Consider the following 16,305-nt stretch of genomic DNA (forward strand, 5'->3'; position numbering starts at 1 on the left):
GAGCCTAATGACCCTCAAGGAAGAAAACCTTTGGCGCGCCCCCGAAGCGGCGGCGGTAATCACCGACGAACGGCAGGCGCTTAAGGCGGCCCGCGCGGTCGCCGAACTTGCTGCCGTTGACGCGGTAGTGCGCGACCGTGAACGCCTTTATCCGCTGGAGGCGCTGTCGTTGTTCAGCCGTCTGGGGCTGGGCAGTATCTCCGTGCCGCGCGAGTTTGGCGGCGGCGGATTGTCTTATCGTACCGTGGCAGAGGTTTTCCGGCTGATTTCCGCCGCAGATCCCTCTCTGGGACAGATTCCGCAGAACCATTTTGGCCTCATTCAATATCTGCGCGATGAGGCGTCGCATGAGCAAAAAGCCGCCTTGTTCAACAAGGTGGTGACTGGGCATCGTTTCGGCAACGGCGGCCCGGAAAAGAATACGCGGCATACCCGTGAGGTACTGGCTCGCCTGCGTCAGTCTCCCGACGGGCCACGCCTGACCGGCGAGAAGTTTTACTCCACTGGCGCACTGTTTGCTCACATCGTGGTGACTACCGCGATAGACGACCACGGCAAGGCGGTGCTGGCGTTTATTCCGCGTCCGGCCGAGGGTCTCGAGATTATCGACGACTGGTCCGGCGTAGGGCAACGAACCACCGCCAGCGGCACGGTGCGTCTGCACGAGGTGTTGGTCGACCCGAAATGGCTGGTCGAAGTGCCCGCCACCGATAAACCTTCACTACGCGGACCGGTTTCGCAGCTGATTCAGGCGGCCATCGACGCCGGTATCGCGCGCGGTGCGTTTGAAGACGCTCGTAAATTTATTCTTGAGCAGTCGAGGCCCTGGATAGACGCTGGCGTCGACCGTAACGCCGATGACACTCAGCTGCAGGCCGACGTGGGCCGCATTTACGTTGAACTGCTGGCGGCTGAGGCGCTGCTTAAACGTGCCGCCAGGGTTCTGGACGAGATTAACCCTGCCCACCTCGATGCCGCCACGGCGGCCCGCGCTTCTATCGCCGTTGCCGAAGCCAAAGTGTTGACCACGGCGATTGCGCTCAAGGCGAGCGAAAAGTTGCTGGAGTGGGGCGGCAGCAGGGCAACGCTTAGCCAGCACGGACTGGACCGCCACTGGCGCAACGCGCGGACACACACGCTGCACGACCCGGTGCGCTGGAAGAATCACGCCATCGGCAATTATTACCTTAACGGTATTTTCCCTGTGCGACACGCCTGGATATAAGGACACCACGATGACAATAAGCCAGGTTAGCCCTAAAAACCCCGCCAGCATTATCACTTCGGCGCAGCAGGCGCTGAGCGTTGCCCGAGAACTGGCGTTAGCGTTTCGCGTCGACGCCGCCGAGCGTGACCGAGAAAGAGTGCTGCCCTTCAAACCGCTCGAAGCTCTGTTTGCCTCCGGTCTGGGCGGGATAACCGTGCCGAAACACCTTGGCGGCGCAGAGGTCTCTGCGGCAGTCGTGGCCGAGGTTATTGCGATATTAAGCGAGGCCGACGGCGCTATTGGCCAGGTGCCACAAAACCATTTTTATGCTCTCGAAGTTTTACGCATCAACGGCAGTGAGGCACAGCAGCAGCGGCTTTATCGCGAGGTGTTGGCGGGCGTGCATCTCGGCAATGCGCTGGCTGAGTTCTCGTCCCCCTCGGCGCATCAGCGCAGCACGGCGGTGTTGCCCAACGGCGGCCAATATCTGCTGCATGGCAGAAAATTCTACGCCACCGGCGCGCTGTTTGCCGACCGGATACCTACCGCAGCGCGCGACGCCGAGGGCAAAGAGCAACTGGTGTTTGTTCCCCGGCATCAGGACGGCGTCAACGTCATCGACGACTGGTCTGGCTTTGGTCAGCGCACCACCGGCAGCGGCACGGTGGTGTTTGAAGAGGTCTCGGTGAATGCTGATGACATTGTGCCGTTTTACAGCGCCTTTGAGCGGCCGACTACCGTCGGGCCATTTGCGCAGATTATGCATGCCGCTATCGATCAGGGTATCGCTCGTGCTGCCTTCAACGACATGCTGAATTTTATTAATACCCGCTCCCGTCCGTGGCCGGACTCTGGTCTGGACCGCGCGAGCGACGATCCGCTAACACTCGACCGCGTGGGTCAGCTTGCGGCACGCTTGCAGGCGGGGGATGCGCTATTACAGGAGGCGGGAGAGGCGGTTGATATCGCACAGCGTGACCCGAATGCGTCCACCGTCGCCGAGGCATCGGTACAAGTTGCGGTGGTGCGGGCCTGGACCACCGAGGTCTCTCTTGAGGCGGGAAGCCTGCTGTTTGAGCTTTCAGGAACGCGTTCAGCGCTGCGTGAGCACAATCTTGACCGCCACTGGCGCAATGCGCGTACGCACACGCTGCATGACCCGGTGCGCTGGAAATATCCGGTCATAGGCAACTATGTCTTAAACGGCGTTTTGCCGCCGCGTAGAGGGACAATATGAGCCAGCCACGCAAGAAGGTGCTGCTGAATGCCTTCAATATGAACTGTGTGGGGCACATCCACCACGGCATGTGGACGCACCCTCAGGACCGTTCCACCGAATTTACCTCATTGAAATACTGGTTGGATTTAGCCAAAACGTTAGAGCGCGGGCTGTTTGACGGGCTGTTTATCGCCGATATTCTCGGGGTTTACGACGTTTATCAACAGGGGATTGCCCTGACCGCCAAAGAGTCTATTCAGCTACCGGTTAACGACCCTCTGATGCTGGTTTCGGCGATGGCGAGCGTGACCGAACATCTGGGTTTTGGCGTGACCGCCAATCTCAGCTATGAGGCGCCTTACCCGTTTGCCCGCCGGTTTTCGACGCTCGACCATCTTACCGACGGCCGCGTGGGCTGGAACATCGTGACCGGTTATCTCGACAGCGCCGCGCGAGCGATGGGGCAAACCGAGCTGCTGAGCCACGATCGCCGCTACGATCAGGCCGACGAGTTCCTTGATGTGAGCTATCAGCTGTGGGAGGGAAGCTGGGAAGACGATGCGGTCGTGGCCGACAAGCAGCGTCGCCTGTACGCCGACAGCGGTAAAATTCATCCGGTTCACCATCGGGGCGAGTTTTATCAGGTTGAGGGATACCACCTTTCGTCGCCTTCACCGCAGCGCACGCCGCTGCTGTTTCAGGCGGGCAGCTCGGCGCGCGGCCTGCAGTTTGCCGCCCGGCACGCCGAATGCACCTTCGTCAGCGGCAGTACGCCGCAGGCAACGCGGGCGCAGGTGGACAAGCTGCGCAAGGCCGCACAGGACGCGGGCCGAGATCCCGACTGCCTCAAGGTCTTTATGGGCGTTTCGGTAATAGTCGCACCCACCGAGCGTGAAGCGAAGGAGAAGCAGCAGGAGTATCTTCGTTACGCCAGCCCGGAGGCAGGCATTGCGCATTTCTCCAGTTCCACCGGCATCGACCTTTCGCAGTTCGGGCTCGATGAACCGATTCAGAGCGGGCCGACGCGCGCCATCGAGTCGGTTAGCAAGGCCTACAGCGGCTGGACGCGTCGTCAGCTGCTGGAACAGCACGCGATGGGCGGACGCTATTCACTGATTGTCGGCAACCCCTCGCAGGTGGCCGATGAGCTACTGAAGTGGGTCGATGAAAGCGGTATCGACGGCTTTAACCTGACGCGCATCGTAAATCCACAGAGCTATATCGATTTTATCGATCTGGTGGTACCCGAGCTTCAACGGCGTGGTCGTTACAAGACTGAGTATCAGCCGGGTTCGTTAAGGGCAAAACTGTTCAACAATGACCGATTGCCGTCAACGCACCCGGCGGCGCGCTTTAGACGTTAAAGGGGATCAAATCCCGCCCGAGAGGGCGGGAGACAGGCGTTAGCTCCAGGCGTGGCGCGGGGGATTGACGCCGTTGAGATAGTAGTTTCCAACGTGGAAATATTTCCAGCGCACCGGGTCGTGCAGGGTATGAGTACGTGCATTACGCCAGTGGCGGTCGAGATTGTATTCGGCCAGCGTAGAACGGGTTCCCGCCAGTTCAAACAGTTTATTGCCTGCCAGAATCGCAATCTCGGTGGTCAGGACTTTTGCTTCAGCGGTGGCGATAGTCGCTGCGGCCACCGTCTCCTCATTCGGCGTTTTTAGCGCGAGATCGATAAACTCACCGGCGCGCCACAGCAGCGCTTCGGCCGCGTGCAGGCGGATTTGCAGGTCGCCGATGGCGGCAAGGGTAAACACATCGTCCGAGGCCTTCTCTTGCCCGCTGTCTATCCACGGGCGGGATTTCTCCTTCACGAAAGCCAGCGTGTCGGCGATAGTGCCGCGTGCGATGCCCGCATCGACGGCGGCCTGAATAATCTGTGATATCGGACCGGCGGCGGTAGGCCGGTCGAACGCTTGCCAGACCGGAATAACGTTTTCCGGCGTGGTGCGCACGTTGTCAAGCAGGACAGTTCCCGAGGCGGTGGTGCGCTGCCCGAAACTCGACCAGTTGTTAATCACGGTCAGGCCTTCGGCGTCGCGCTCCAGGATAACCAGCTGCACGTGCCCCTCTTCATCGACCGCTACGGTGTGCACCAGATGCGCCAACAGTGCGCCAGTGGCGTAAAATTTCTCACCGTTGACCACCAGTTGTCCGTTCTCACGGCGCAGGGTGGTCTTAAAATCGCCGACTGTTTTAGACCCTTTTTCCGAAAACGCGTTGCCCCAGCGAAGCCCTTGCAATATGCCCGCCAGCAGCCGATTTTTCTGTTCCTCGCTGCCGTCGGCTATCAAATGCGCTACGCCGGCAAGATGATTCTGCGGGATCTGTCCCAGCGCAGAGTCGGCGGCGGAGATAATGGCAATCACCCGCGCTAGCGTAACGTAAGACACCTCGGCACCGCCGTAGGCCTTAGGCACGTTGATGCCCCATAGCCCGCTTTGCGAGAAGACATCAAGCTCGGCAATCGGCAGCAGTCCCTCTCTGTCTCGGCGTGCCGCACCCTCAGCAAACACCTTTGCCAGGCGCTCGGCGACGGCAATAGCCTCGGCATCGTTTTTAATCACCTGCGCTGGCGTGGCAGGGCGCGGAAGAGGGGCCAGCGGTTCCGGTGAATTAACCCGCACGTCGGCGGCCTGAGGGGAAACTTCAATAGTGGACATAGGCACTCCTCATGAATGATGTGGCGCATAGGCGCTGGATAACCATCCTGTCACAGCTAGACGGGGCCGGTTAGATCAATTCCGGCTATCTATTTTCGGCAGAAGGATAAAGCTAAGTACCAGAAAAAAAGAAAGAATATTGGAATGTGGCGGGGGCGAACGAGCCAACATGCTGTTTAAAAAAATTGCCGGTGCCAGGGGCTTTATTCAGACTCGGCAAGACAGAGGCTGGACGGGGGGCTATGCAACGGGTAGCCTGCGCTAAGGTGCGATTTTGATTAAGAGAGAGTGAATGAGAAACGGCGATTTTAGTGATATCGCGGCGTTTATTGCCGTCGCAGAAGAGGGCAGTTTCACGCGTGCGGCAGCAAAACTGGGACTTTCTCAGTCGGCGTTGAGCTACGCGGTGAGAATGCTCGAACAGCGGCTTGAAACGCGGCTTATCTCGCGAACGACCCGCAGCCTCTCGCTGACCGACGCCGGGGAGCGTTTTTTTCAAACGCTAAAACCGGCACTGGAAAGCATCAATAATCAGATAGATACCCTGAAGACATTGCACAATCGGCCAGCGGGTAATCTGCGCATCACCACCTTTAAACATGCCGCGCAGACCGTACTCTTTCCCGCGCTGTCGGCGTTTATGGCTGAATATCCTGACATCACGGTTGAAATCGACGTTAACGAAGGGCTGGCGGATATCGTCGCCGAACGCTTTGACGCGGGAATTCGCTTCGGTGAACAGGTCGAGAAAGACATGGTGGCGGTGAGAGTCGGCCCGGATATTCGCATGGCGGTGGTCGCTACCCCGGACTATTTTGCCCGCTATGCGCCACCGCAAACGCCGAGAGAACTGGGCGAGCATCGCTGTATACGCTATCGGCAGAAGACCGCCGGGGGCCTCTTCGCCTGGGAGTTCCGAAAGGGGGAGAGCGCACTGGACGTTAAGGTGGACGGCGCGCTGATAGTTAACGACAGCAATATGCTTGAAGACGCCGCGCTCAAGGGACTGGGGCTGGTCTACATCTATGAAAGCCAAATTGTTGAGCATGTGGCAGAAGGTCGGTTGGTGCGTGTGCTGGAGGACTGGTGTGAGCCTTTACCCGGCTATCATCTTTATTATCCCAGCAGAAAGCAGCACACTCCCGCATTTTCACTGCTTCTCGACAGGCTGCGCTACAGGCCGCATGGCTGAGTCAGGCCTACTGCCTCGATTCAGAAGTCGCATTTCTAAGTTTATGCGCATTCCCCCCTCTAATCATCAGAGTGTGGGTAGCGTATCTTCTTGTGTATCAGCCCGGAATGACGCCGGACTCATTAATAAACGCACAGGAAGAAAACATGAAAAATGTACTGATCGTCAATGCGCACCAGTTTTACGAAGGCATGTCTTCCGGCAGTTTGAACAAGCTGCTGGTGGATACCCTAGCCGCAGAGATGCACAGTCTGGGTTATGAGGTACAGCACACGCACATTGACCAGGGTTATGAAATTAATGAAGAGGTGCAGAAACATCTCTGGGCCGACATTATTATCACCCAGTCGCCGGTTTACTGGTTTGGTAACCCTTGGATCTACAAAAAATATGTTGATGAAGTGTTTACTGCAGGCCTGATGCAGCAGAGCTTTTTGGCCGATGACGGTCGAACAAGACAGGACCCTGACCGCCAGTACGGCAGCGGTGGCAAGATGCAGGGCAAAAAATACATGCTGTCACTGACCTGGAATGCGCCTGAAGCGGCGTTCAATAACCCGCATCAGGCGCTGTTTTCCGGTAAATCTGTCGATGACGTTTTCGCCCACAATACCGCTAACTACCGGTTTTGCGGCGTTGAGGTGGTGCCGTCATTTTCCTGCTATGACGTGCTGAAATCCCCCTCTGTCGACAGCGACGTGCTGCGCCTGAAACAGCATCTGAGAACCGTTTTCGCTTAATCGTACCGTCAGTGGCGCGGCAGCACTAACGTAAACAGGCTGCCTTTGCCAGGTAGGCTTCGACCCGCCTCTTCCCCCGTGCAGTTAGGCGAGGGTCTTGACTGTCTTGGTGGGAGAGTGCTTTAGCAAAGCGCCGCAAGAATGACCCCTGCGGCGCGTGAGATAATTAATAAAATACCTAGGGTTTTAGAGGCCGGTCTGGTCGCGAATAAACTTCCGTGCTTTAAGGGCATATTCCAGCGGGTTGGCCTTCGACGGATCCTGTTCGGCCTCGACCACCATCCAGCCGCGATACCCGCTTTTATCGAGCAGTTCAAACACCGGCGCAAAGTCAATCACGCCGTCACCCGGCACGGTAAACATGCCCTGACGAACGCCGGTCATAAAGGACTGCTGTTTGTCTTTAACCTGCCTTAATACCTCGTCCCGGCAGTCTTTCAGATGCACGTGACGGATGCGTGCGAGATGTTTTTCCAGCACGTTCACTACCGCCTGCTGAGTTAGCTCAGACGCATAAACATGCCCCGTATCATAGAGCAGGAAAACGTTGTGGCTCACAACCTCCATGAAGCGGTCAATTTCTGCCGGCGTCTGAATACCGGTTCCCATATGATGATGCAGACAAACCGACATCCCTTTTTCAGCCGCCAGCTCGGCAATAAGGTTGTAGCCTTCGGCTACGCGCTGCCACTGTAAGTCGTTAAAGATAATTTTCTCGCCATACACCGGCTGAGGCAGGCCCTGAATACTGCCGCTTTGCTCCGAGCAGCCAATCACCTTCGCGCCCATGCTGTGCAGGAACTCCAGCGTTTGCTTGAATTCTTCGACCGTCTGTTCGCGACGACCATCGGCAAAGAAGGTGCTGAACCAGGCGTTGCAGATTTGCAGCCCACGCAGTTCCAGTGCCGGTTTAAGCAACGCCGGGCTGCGAGGATATTTACTGCCAACCTCACTGCCCTTGAACCCGGCGAGCGCCATCTCGCTGATACACTGCTGGAAGCTGTTTTCATCGCCCAGTTCAGGCATGTCGTCATTGGTCCAGCCGATGGGGGCTATGGCCAGTTTCACAAAATCGCTGTTCATCATGATGTCCTTGGCAACGAGTTACTTCTTGTGTTTCAGGTAATGGCTGATGCCGTAAACCACCAGCGCATGGTCATCCTGCGACGGCAGGCCGCTTACGCTAACGGCACCGAATACCGCGCCAGCTCGGGTCAATAACGGAAAGCTGCCGCCGTGGTCGCAGTATTCGGCCTGATTGATAAAGGCGTGATGCTCCATGCGTTCGCCAGTCAGCTCATAGTTGAGCCCCGCATAAAGGGAGGAGTGGGCGAGGCGCAGCACGGTATTTCTTTTACGTTTCATCCATTCCAGGTTATCGGCACTCGAACCCGGTAAGGCGGTCAGAAACAGCGGTTGGCCGAAAGCAAAAACCTCAATCGAAACGGGCGCATCTGACTCCAGCGCACGCTGACGAATTGCGCTGCCAATCTCCCATGCAGAAGTGAAATCAAAATCCAGATTGTCAAAACGGTGTTCAGCTTCCTGCTGAAGCAAAATTTCTGGCGTCAGGGTATGGCTCATTTTTACAACTCCCGTAAGAAGTAGCGCAGTGGCTCAATGATCAATTCAACGGGAGAGAGGCTATGCCAAAGAAATGAAAATTTCAATTGATATTAAAAATGAAATAAATGATTATTTTTTGGTTTAATTATTTGATTTTAATCTAAATTAATTTAGAGGGTCGATATTTTTGTGACCCTTCAAGATGAATATAAATGTAGATTTGTGATTGTCATCACCTATTAACGGCTGATTTTTTTCCTGGTTAGCCACATGTCCGGTCAGGATAAGCTTGATCTTAATTTGATATGTTATAACATAACAATTAATTCTATTAAGGCATCCTTTTCAGAGGTCAGGCTATGACAGAGAGCATTGCACCATCTTCAAATTTCCTTCATGACCCGCGCCTGCCGGTCACCGTGCTTTCCGGTTTTTTAGGCGCAGGTAAAACCACGTTACTGAACCATATCCTTAATAATCGTCAGGGGCTGCGTGTCGCAGTCATCGTCAACGACATGTCAGAGGTCAATATTGACGCGGCGCTGGTGCGAGAAGGCGGTGCCGAGCTGTCGCGCACCGATGAAAAGCTGGTAGAAATGAGCAATGGCTGTATCTGCTGCACGCTGCGCGAAGACTTGCTGATTGAGGTCGACAGGTTGGCGAAAGCCGGACGATTCGACCATCTGGTTATTGAATCGACCGGTATCTCAGAGCCGTTACCGGTCGCCGAGACCTTTACCTTCACCGATGATGACGGGCAAAGCCTGTCAACCTTTGCCCGGCTCGACACCATGGTCACGGTGGTCGATGCCTTTAACTTTCTTAATGACTACGAGTCTGACACCTGCCTGCGGGAAAGAGGGGAGTCGCTCGGTGAGTTTGACGATCGCACGGTGGTCGATTTGCTGATTGAGCAGGTTGAGTTCTGTGATGTCATCGTGCTCAATAAGGTTGACCTCATCAGCGTCCAACGGCAGGACAGGCTGTATGCCATTCTGCACAGTCTTAATCCGCGCGCCAACATTGAGGTCGCCTCCTTCGGGCAGGTGGCGTTAGACAAGGTGCTTAACACCGGGCTTTTTGATTTCGAACAGGCTGCTCAGGCTCCTGGCTGGCTTAAGGAGTTACGCGGAGAGCACACACCAGAAACCGAAGAGTATGGCATTACGCATTTCGTCTATCGTGCTCGCCGTCCATTTCATCCGCAGCGTTTTGCCGACCTGGCTAACGATGGCCTGCCCGGCGTCGTCCGTTCGAAAGGCTTCTTCTGGCTGGCGAGCAGGCCGACCTTTGCCGGACAATGGTCGCAGGCCGGTGGCGTATCGCGGCAGGACAAGGCCGGTATGTGGTGGGCGAGTGTGCCGAAAGAACGTTGGCCTGAGGACTCTGAGACGCTGGCATTTATCCTCGAATATTGGTTAGACGGCGTTGGTGATGCACGTCAGGAGCTGGTGTTCATCGGTATCGATATGGATGAACAGGGTCTGCGCGCCAAACTGGACGATTGCCTGCTGAGCGATGAGGAGATGTCGATGGGGGTCAAGGTTTGGGTCAAATTTAGCGATCCATGGCCTTCGTGGGAGCAGGCATGAGTCAGAGCAGCATCCTGCCCTCAGGACGCCACTCAATTAACTCAAACCTGCCGCCGGGCGTCGCCAGGCTCAAGGCCGTAACGTGAACGATGACATCAGAAAACGCTCAAGAGGCAATCCGGGTGGGTTGCGTCTGAGTTTCTGAGGCATCGAGCGCGTGCCGGCGTCGGGCAATTGACTCGGCGCGGGAAAAGACCTCAAGCAGGGAGTCTTCATCGATATCCAGCACTTCAGCGTTTTCTTTCAGCGCGGCCTGAAGGTCTGCGGCCGTGATGCTAAGCGTTGGGGCAGGCGTCAGCGGCGTCACGCTGGCCGGAGGGACAGATGAACGAACGCTGTGAACGGAATGGGGATAACGGCGTTTCATCGTGTTGTTGAACAACAGCGCGGCACCGGTCAGCAACAGTGAATTGAGCAGCACCGGATACAGTGCAAAACCATAGCCTAAATGGGTGATGGTCGGGCCACCGAGCACCGCGGTAATGGCGACGGCACCGCTGGGGGGATGCAGACAGCGAAGCGGGAACATGAGGGCGATGGAAATCGCCACGGCCAGCGCGGCGGCAACGCTGGCGTCGGGGATTGCGAGCGCACAGGTTACGCCAACCACTGAGGCGAGTAAATTTCCGCCGATGACCGCCCATGGCTGCGCCAGCGGGCTGGCCGGAACGGCAAACGTCAGTACCGCCGAGGCTCCCATCGGCGCGATTAACCACGGGACAGATTCACCCACTGACAATCGGCATAGCCATTCGGTCAGGATAATGCCGAAAGCGGCCCCGACACAGCCAACGATCCGTTCCCGCCGACTGGATATAACGGCCTGCGGCCAGAAGTGATCGCAGGCGGTTTTAAGCTTTTTTATCAATAAATTCATAACGCAATAGGTAACCATAAACAACAAAGCGCCTATTGTATCATGAGATGAATTCGCTTAAAAAACGTTGAACCAGGCAACAGGAATACCTTACTTAAACCGTTTCCCGGCTTTCTGAAAGCGTTGAATTTCTTTTGGCCGGAGCGGTAATCAAAATCAGGCAAATACCGACCAGCGCAATGCCGAGCCAGCCCTGGGGCGTGAGCCTTTCGCCGACAATAAACACCGCGAGAACGGCGGCAACGACCGGTTCGAGCAGAGTCAAGGTGGTCGCCATGCTTGCCGGAATGCGCGCCAGGCCAAATCCGAAACACAGGTAGCCGATGAACATCGGCACCAGCGCCATATAGGCCCCGACGGCAGCATTATTCCATGACGCCAGGAGAGGCGCTCCGGTCGCGAAAAGCACCGGCATTAGCAGGATGCCTCCGACCCCAAAGGTTGCGCCCATCGCCGTTTTGGAAGGCACGCCGCGCTGCATGAGCTGGCGTGCGGCCCAGGAATACAGCGCGTAGGTGAGACCCGCAATCAGACCGGTCAGGATGCCGGGAAGCATCTCGGACGTCGCGCCGTGCCCGGTGTTTTTGGCTAAACACAGCAGTAACATTCCAACAATGCCAAGCGATGCACCGGCCATCCAGCGCAGCGAAAGGCGTTGCCCTTCGAGACAGTATTCAATCAGCGCGGAAAGCAGCGGGGCCGACCCAATCGAGACTAGCGTGCCGACAGTGACGCCCGCCATGCGCATGGAGGCATAAAATGCCAGCGGATAGACCGCGACCGCCAGAGCACCGACTATCAACAATCGCCACTGCTGACCGAGGGCGTGCCGAAAACGCAGCAAACTCCTCAAGGCAATGAGTGCCTGCAGCAGTCCGCCGACGCCCATGGCGACTGAACCGATGGCCACGCTGCTGACCTGAGGGGCAAAGGTCGCGGCAGTACCCGTTGTTCCCCACAGTATGGCGGCAATCAATACCGCCGTGATGCCACCAAATCGGCGGTCACTGCTTATTGTCATAGTGCCTCCATCAGCGTTATAGCCATGCTGCGTGCCTGGCGAACGCAGTCACCATTGCCTTCAAGGCCCGCGCGCGACATCGCACCTTCGAGCAGAAAGGCCAAGTGCTTCGCCAACAGCGTTGCCCGTTTTTCATCGCCCCGAGTCAGTTCAATAAGATGCGTGGCCAGAATGGACTCTACCTGCTCTTTGTGGCGTCGTACGGCCTGTCTGCCCGGCGCGTCGGCGGTGAGTTCAGCGGCGGCGTTAAGCAGGCCGCAGCCTCGAAATCCGCGTTCATAGGCGTATTCTGCATGGTCCTCATAGGCGACAAAAACCGCCAGTACGCCCTCTAGCGGACTGTTCGCCGCCTCTAGACGACGTTGATATAACGACAGCCACTCGTCATGGCGGAGATGCAGGTAGGTTTCGACCAATTCGGCCTTGGAGGCGAAATTGTTGTAGAGGCTTTTTTTAGCGACACCCGCCCGTTTTACCACGGCGTCAATGCCCGTTCCTGCAATGCCATCGTTGTAAAACAAGACTCTTGCGGCATTGAGGAGTCGGTCTCGAGCGCTCTCTCCTGCGTCGGGTTTTTTTTCCGTCATGGCGTCACCTGTTGGTTTAATTGCACATTGAGTAGGTAGCCCAGTCTACCTACTTAGCGCGTGACGTCAAGCGTTGAGCAGCGTGAGGGGTTTTGTGGTAAAGAGATATTCAGGAAAGAATCAGAACTAAATCAGTAATAACTCAGGGAGCAAAGGATGAGTTTATCGATTGCCGTGTGTGAAAAATCGGACTGGAAGAGCATGGTGGGGATTTTTACCGAGATGGAGGAACACTACTTTGGTGCTGGCATTATTGAGCCGTCAAAGATGGAGACTTACCTCGAGTCACGTGTTTTTGCACCTGATTCTGGCGTGATTGTTATCCGAGTCAAGCAAGACGAGGCCATTATTGGGTTCGCCTGCGTGAACATCCTTTATCCGTCTCCGAGGTATTCGGGGCAGATGTATATCAAAGAGTTATATATTTCAGCGGCTCAGCGTGGGCAAGGCGTGGGAAGGCGCTTAATGCAGTATATCGCTCGATTGGCCGTTGAGCGGGAATGCCTGCGTCTCGACTGGATGTCGGAGAAAGGTAACGCAGGATCATCGCGATTTTATCGTTCGCTCGGCGGCGAGACTCTCGACGGCATGTTTCATTTTCGGCTGTTCGGAGAGTCTCTGCACAAGCTTGCCGACAAGTAATCAATAACTACAGGGGCGTGACGGTTTCGACATGTTCTTCAAGCGTTGCACGCCAGTCGAGATCGGAATCAAGTGAAACAGCACGTCCTCAGGCAGGATACACCCGTATCGAGCGGGACCCCCGCAACGTCGAGAGCAGCCTGCGAGACGTGACCGCAAGTCTCAACTATCTGCGCTCCGTCGGGTTCTGACGTCGGTGGACTGAGTCCCAGGCCCCGAATCGATTCCGGGCCTGAGAGTGCATCAAATCACAAACGGAAAGTTACTGAGCGCCTTTAGAAATAAACAGTTTTTCCGCAGGTCGAGGGTCCCAGTCTGCCTCGCCGTTGAGGAAGTTGTCGGCAAGCACGTTGGAAGGGGTCTTAGCCAGCCAGTCTGACAGTGAAATATCCTGATAAATGCCGTTGTCCAACACCACCAGCACCTTGAGATCCTCATCGCCAATATTCTCGATATAGTGCCCAAAGCCCTGCGGCACGTAGCCTACATCGGTGGCGTCATACTCTTGCGTCTCGGCGTGACCGTGTGAACTAAAGACCGTCATGCGGCCTTTGCCTGAAATATAGTATTGCCATTCGTTGGCATTCGGATGCCAATGCATCTCCCTCACCGCGCCGGGTTTCATGATTTCGATGACGCCGGTCATCGTTTGAGAAATGGGAAACTCTTTTGATGAAACAATGTGAATACTGCCGTTTTCGCTTTCGAAGAACGGAGGAACGCTCATCAGCGGATAGTGGTGTTTGAGCGGGGAGTCGTCTCGGCCCCCGTTGTTGCGCGCCAGTGGCAGGGCAGGAGGAACGCGTCCGGTGACGATGTAGGCTTCTCCCTGTTTGGCTTTTGAGAAAATGGAGGCGGGAAGATTGGTGCTTTTACTCAACACTTCTTTCGGCGTATGAGCCACCCAGTCGGTGATACTGAAAGTGCCAAACTCCGAGAAGTGGCCGTTATCGAAGGTCAGAATAAAATGCGCGCCGCCCTCGAGTGCCTGAATCGAGTGGCCATAGCCTTTGGGGAAATACCATACGTCGCCAGGGCCAAACTCGGCCACTTCCGAAGTGCCTTGCGGATCGATGATGGTAATGCGTGCCTTGCCAGAAATCATAAATGCCCACTCGGCGGCGATCGCATGCCAGTGAAGTTCTCGAACGGAACCCGGTGCTAGCGTCATATCGACACCGGCAATACCTTCTGAAATCGGGAACTGTTTAACCGTGGCTTCGCGTGCCCATCCACCGGGTAGAATGCGTTTTACGCTGTCTGAGTATTTGTATTTATAAACTGCTGTGGCGTTATGAGCGGGTTGGTAAGTCGTAGGGGGAGCCAGATTGCGGGTTTCTTCCGCCGAGGCCTGGCTCACCAGAGCGCTGGTCAGACCGACGGTTGCCGCGCCTGCGGCCGATATTTTCAACATATCACGACGTGTCAGCATTTCACTTTCTCCATATGGGTGTTCTCCTCAAGAAAAGTAAGGGTAATCGCCATTGGTGAAGCGCGCCAAAAATTGATTATTTCTTAATGTTTAATTGTTGCAAATTTGTAATGACATTAAACATAAAATCAATAGTAATAATTTAACCCTATGAAATAATTGGGTTGTTTCTATTTTGTGCTAAGGGTGCACCAGATTCGTTCAATGCCCCATCCTCGTGCGTTAAGTTGGTGCGTTGAACCCGTCTTTGTAACGATTGTTTCATTGAGCATTGTATACATCGATTGTATACAAGGGTTTTGCGTGAAATCAGAGCTTCTTTTCAAGCTGGTACGGAAATTGCTTTTCTCTTGAGAGACTTCAAGGAGAAAAACATGAAAGCTGTCGTGATTGGTGGTGGTATTGGCGGGACGTGTGCGGCGATTGCGCTGAAGCGCTTTGGTATCGAGACTGCCGTATACGAGGCGGTGAAGGAGATCAAACCGGTCGGTGCCGCCATCTCCATCTGGCCTAACGGCGTCAAATGCCTTAACTATCTTGGCATGAAAGACGCGCTGCGCGAGTTGGGCGGACACATGCGCTACATGGCGTACAACGATTACAAGCTGGGCCAGACTATGACCCGTTTCAGCATGGACCCGCTGGTCCAACGCGTAGGCGAGCAGCCTTACCCGGTGGCACGCGCTGAGCTACAGGCGATGCTGCTCGACACCTATGGCCGCGACAGCGTGCAGTTTGGCAAACGCGTGACCCACGTGGAAGAGTCCGCCGACGGCGTGACCGCCTGGTTTGACGACGGCACCTTTGCCCACGGTGATTTATTGATAGCCGCCGACGGCACTCATTCCGTCGTTCGTAAGCACGTGCTGGGCTATGATACCGAGCGCCGCTATGCCGGCTACGTTAACTGGAACGGGTTAGTTGAAATTGATGAAAGCATCGCCCCGGCTGACCAGTGGACCACCTTTGTCGGTCAAGGCAAGCGGGTGTCACTGATGCCGGTAAGCGGCAACCGTTTTTACTTCTTCTTCGACGTCCCTCTGCCAAAAGGGCTCGAGCAAGACCGCAGCACGGTGCGTGAAGACCTACAGCGCTATTTTGCCGACTGGGCGGAACCGGTGCAGAAACTGATTGCAGGTATCAATCCTGAGACCACTAATCGCGTCGAAATTCACGATATCGAGCCGTTTATGACCCTGGTGAAAGGGCGCATTGCGCTGCTGGGTGACGCTGCTCACAGCACCACGCCGGACATTGGGCAGGGCGGCTGTGCGGCGATGGAGGACGCCGTGGTGCTGGCGAATCTGCTGCAAACCCACTCGCTCGGGATTGAGGATGCGTTGCTGCGTTATCAGGAAAAACGCGCGCCGCGGGTTAAAGATTTGGTGCTGAAGGCCCGAAAACGCTGCGATGTCACCCACGGTAAAGAGATGGCGCTGACCGAGCAGTGGTATCACGACCTGACCGAGGAAACGGGTGAGCGTATTCTTGACGGAATGTGTGAAACCATTTTGGGCGGTCCGCTGGAATAATCCTGCCTTATCAAGACGACAGTCCTACG

The 16,305-nt window shown here is 55.9% G+C and carries 15 protein-coding genes; 8 read left to right on the forward strand and 7 right to left on the reverse strand.

Annotated features, from left to right (window positions below; all coding sequences use genetic code 11):
- Positions 1–7: 7 nt before the first annotated feature.
- The 3 genes from O1V65_RS04765 to O1V65_RS04775 are packed head-to-tail and all read left to right on the forward strand — an operon-like array spanning position 8 to position 3,790.
- On the forward strand, positions 8–1,225 hold the full coding sequence (locus O1V65_RS04765; RefSeq protein WP_269130229.1) for an SfnB family sulfur acquisition oxidoreductase: 1,218 nt from the start codon (positions 8–10) through the stop codon (positions 1,223–1,225).
- A gap of 10 nt (positions 1,226–1,235) precedes the next feature.
- Positions 1,236–2,444, forward strand: coding sequence for an SfnB family sulfur acquisition oxidoreductase (locus O1V65_RS04770; protein WP_227977536.1), 1,209 nt, complete (start codon positions 1,236–1,238; stop codon positions 2,442–2,444).
- A complete protein-coding gene (locus tag O1V65_RS04775) occupies positions 2,441–3,790 on the forward strand; it encodes an LLM class flavin-dependent oxidoreductase (RefSeq protein ID WP_017490573.1) in 1,350 nt (449 codons plus the stop codon). Before O1V65_RS04770 ends, O1V65_RS04775 begins: the two co-directional genes overlap by 4 nt.
- 39 nt (positions 3,791–3,829) lie before the next feature.
- On the opposite strand, the gene O1V65_RS04780 is transcribed toward O1V65_RS04775, so the two are convergent.
- Entirely contained in the window at positions 3,830–5,095 is a 1,266-nt protein-coding gene (locus O1V65_RS04780; protein WP_084912231.1) for an SfnB family sulfur acquisition oxidoreductase, read from the reverse strand.
- 292 nt (positions 5,096–5,387) lie between these two features.
- On the opposite strand from O1V65_RS04780, the gene O1V65_RS04785 reads away from it, so the two are divergent.
- Both O1V65_RS04785 and O1V65_RS04790 read left to right on the forward strand, forming a co-directional pair.
- Entirely contained in the window at positions 5,388–6,287 is a 900-nt protein-coding gene (locus O1V65_RS04785; RefSeq protein ID WP_017490575.1) for a LysR family transcriptional regulator, read from the forward strand.
- Positions 6,288–6,433: 146 nt separating this feature from the next.
- Positions 6,434–7,027 (forward strand): NAD(P)H-dependent oxidoreductase, encoded by a 594-nt coding sequence (locus tag O1V65_RS04790; RefSeq protein ID WP_017490576.1) that lies wholly within the window; start codon positions 6,434–6,436, stop codon positions 7,025–7,027.
- Between the two features lie 186 nt (positions 7,028–7,213).
- Here the strand turns inward: O1V65_RS04790 and iolE are convergent, their stop codons facing one another.
- Entirely contained in the window at positions 7,214–8,110 is an 897-nt protein-coding gene (iolE, locus tag O1V65_RS04795; protein ID WP_017490577.1) for a myo-inosose-2 dehydratase, read from the reverse strand.
- A gap of 21 nt (positions 8,111–8,131) precedes the next feature.
- On the reverse strand, positions 8,132–8,611 hold the full coding sequence (locus O1V65_RS04800; RefSeq protein ID WP_017490578.1) for a heme-degrading domain-containing protein: 480 nt from the start codon (positions 8,609–8,611) through the stop codon (positions 8,132–8,134).
- A 341-nt stretch (positions 8,612–8,952) separates the two neighbouring features.
- Between O1V65_RS04800 and zigA the strand changes: the two genes are divergently transcribed.
- Positions 8,953–10,185, forward strand: coding sequence for a zinc metallochaperone GTPase ZigA (gene zigA / locus O1V65_RS04805; RefSeq protein ID WP_269130230.1), 1,233 nt, complete (start codon positions 8,953–8,955; stop codon positions 10,183–10,185).
- Positions 10,186–10,291: 106 nt separating this feature from the next.
- On the opposite strand, the gene O1V65_RS04810 is transcribed toward zigA, so the two are convergent.
- The 3 genes from O1V65_RS04810 to O1V65_RS04820 all read right to left on the reverse strand — a co-directional run bounded on the left by O1V65_RS04810 (position 10,292) and on the right by O1V65_RS04820 (position 12,670).
- Positions 10,292–11,062 (reverse strand): HPP family protein, encoded by a 771-nt coding sequence (locus O1V65_RS04810; RefSeq protein WP_269130231.1) that lies wholly within the window; start codon positions 11,060–11,062, stop codon positions 10,292–10,294.
- Positions 11,063–11,156: 94 nt separating this feature from the next.
- Positions 11,157–12,083 carry a DMT family transporter gene (locus O1V65_RS04815; RefSeq protein WP_084912235.1) on the reverse strand — a complete coding sequence of 309 codons (927 nt, stop codon included), beginning with the start codon at positions 12,081–12,083 and terminating at the stop codon, positions 11,157–11,159.
- Positions 12,080–12,670, reverse strand: a complete 591-nt coding sequence (locus O1V65_RS04820; protein WP_269130232.1) for a TetR/AcrR family transcriptional regulator — start codon at positions 12,668–12,670, stop codon at positions 12,080–12,082. The genes O1V65_RS04815 and O1V65_RS04820 overlap by 4 nt, the downstream gene beginning before the upstream one ends.
- A gap of 156 nt (positions 12,671–12,826) precedes the next feature.
- Here O1V65_RS04820 and O1V65_RS04825 point away from each other — a divergent pair, with 156 nt between their 5' ends.
- A complete protein-coding gene (locus tag O1V65_RS04825; protein ID WP_227953042.1) occupies positions 12,827–13,312 on the forward strand; it encodes a GNAT family N-acetyltransferase in 486 nt (161 codons plus the stop codon).
- Positions 13,313–13,574: 262 nt separating this feature from the next.
- Here O1V65_RS04825 and O1V65_RS04830 read toward each other — a convergent pair whose 3' ends face one another.
- Positions 13,575–14,744, reverse strand: a complete 1,170-nt coding sequence (locus tag O1V65_RS04830) for a cupin domain-containing protein (protein WP_017490584.1) — start codon at positions 14,742–14,744, stop codon at positions 13,575–13,577.
- A gap of 374 nt (positions 14,745–15,118) precedes the next feature.
- Here O1V65_RS04830 and hpxO point away from each other — a divergent pair, with 374 nt between their 5' ends.
- Positions 15,119–16,276 (forward strand): FAD-dependent urate hydroxylase HpxO, encoded by a 1,158-nt coding sequence (hpxO, locus tag O1V65_RS04835; protein ID WP_269130233.1) that lies wholly within the window; start codon positions 15,119–15,121, stop codon positions 16,274–16,276.
- Positions 16,277–16,305 lie beyond the last annotated feature (29 nt).

Source organism: Rouxiella badensis (assembly GCF_026967515.2).
Classification (GTDB): domain Bacteria; phylum Pseudomonadota; class Gammaproteobacteria; order Enterobacterales; family Enterobacteriaceae; genus Rouxiella; species Rouxiella badensis.

Bases quoted from the DNA above. Each gene is read 5' to 3' on its own strand.
- hpxO (WP_269130233.1), top strand. From the start codon at position 15,119: ATGAAAGCTGTCGTGATTGGTGGTGGTATTGGCGGGACGTGTGCGGCG.
- O1V65_RS04765 (WP_269130229.1), top strand. From the start codon at position 8: ATGACCCTCAAGGAAGAAAACCTTTGGCGCGCCCCCGAAGCGGCGGCG.
- O1V65_RS04790 (WP_017490576.1), top strand. From the start codon at position 6,434: ATGAAAAATGTACTGATCGTCAATGCGCACCAGTTTTACGAAGGCATG.
- O1V65_RS04820 (WP_269130232.1), bottom strand. From the start codon at position 12,670: ATGACGGAAAAAAAACCCGACGCAGGAGAGAGCGCTCGAGACCGACTC.
- iolE (WP_017490577.1), bottom strand. From the start codon at position 8,110: ATGAACAGCGATTTTGTGAAACTGGCCATAGCCCCCATCGGCTGGACC.
- O1V65_RS04780 (WP_084912231.1), bottom strand. From the start codon at position 5,095: ATGTCCACTATTGAAGTTTCCCCTCAGGCCGCCGACGTGCGGGTTAAT.
- O1V65_RS04770 (WP_227977536.1), top strand. From the start codon at position 1,236: ATGACAATAAGCCAGGTTAGCCCTAAAAACCCCGCCAGCATTATCACT.
- O1V65_RS04810 (WP_269130231.1), bottom strand. From the start codon at position 11,062: ATGAATTTATTGATAAAAAAGCTTAAAACCGCCTGCGATCACTTCTGG.
- O1V65_RS04775 (WP_017490573.1), top strand. From the start codon at position 2,441: ATGAGCCAGCCACGCAAGAAGGTGCTGCTGAATGCCTTCAATATGAAC.
- O1V65_RS04825 (WP_227953042.1), top strand. From the start codon at position 12,827: ATGAGTTTATCGATTGCCGTGTGTGAAAAATCGGACTGGAAGAGCATG.
- O1V65_RS04830 (WP_017490584.1), bottom strand. From the start codon at position 14,744: ATGCTGACACGTCGTGATATGTTGAAAATATCGGCCGCAGGCGCGGCA.
- O1V65_RS04815 (WP_084912235.1), bottom strand. From the start codon at position 12,083: ATGACAATAAGCAGTGACCGCCGATTTGGTGGCATCACGGCGGTATTG.
- zigA (WP_269130230.1), top strand. From the start codon at position 8,953: ATGACAGAGAGCATTGCACCATCTTCAAATTTCCTTCATGACCCGCGC.
- O1V65_RS04785 (WP_017490575.1), top strand. From the start codon at position 5,388: ATGAGAAACGGCGATTTTAGTGATATCGCGGCGTTTATTGCCGTCGCA.
- O1V65_RS04800 (WP_017490578.1), bottom strand. From the start codon at position 8,611: ATGAGCCATACCCTGACGCCAGAAATTTTGCTTCAGCAGGAAGCTGAA.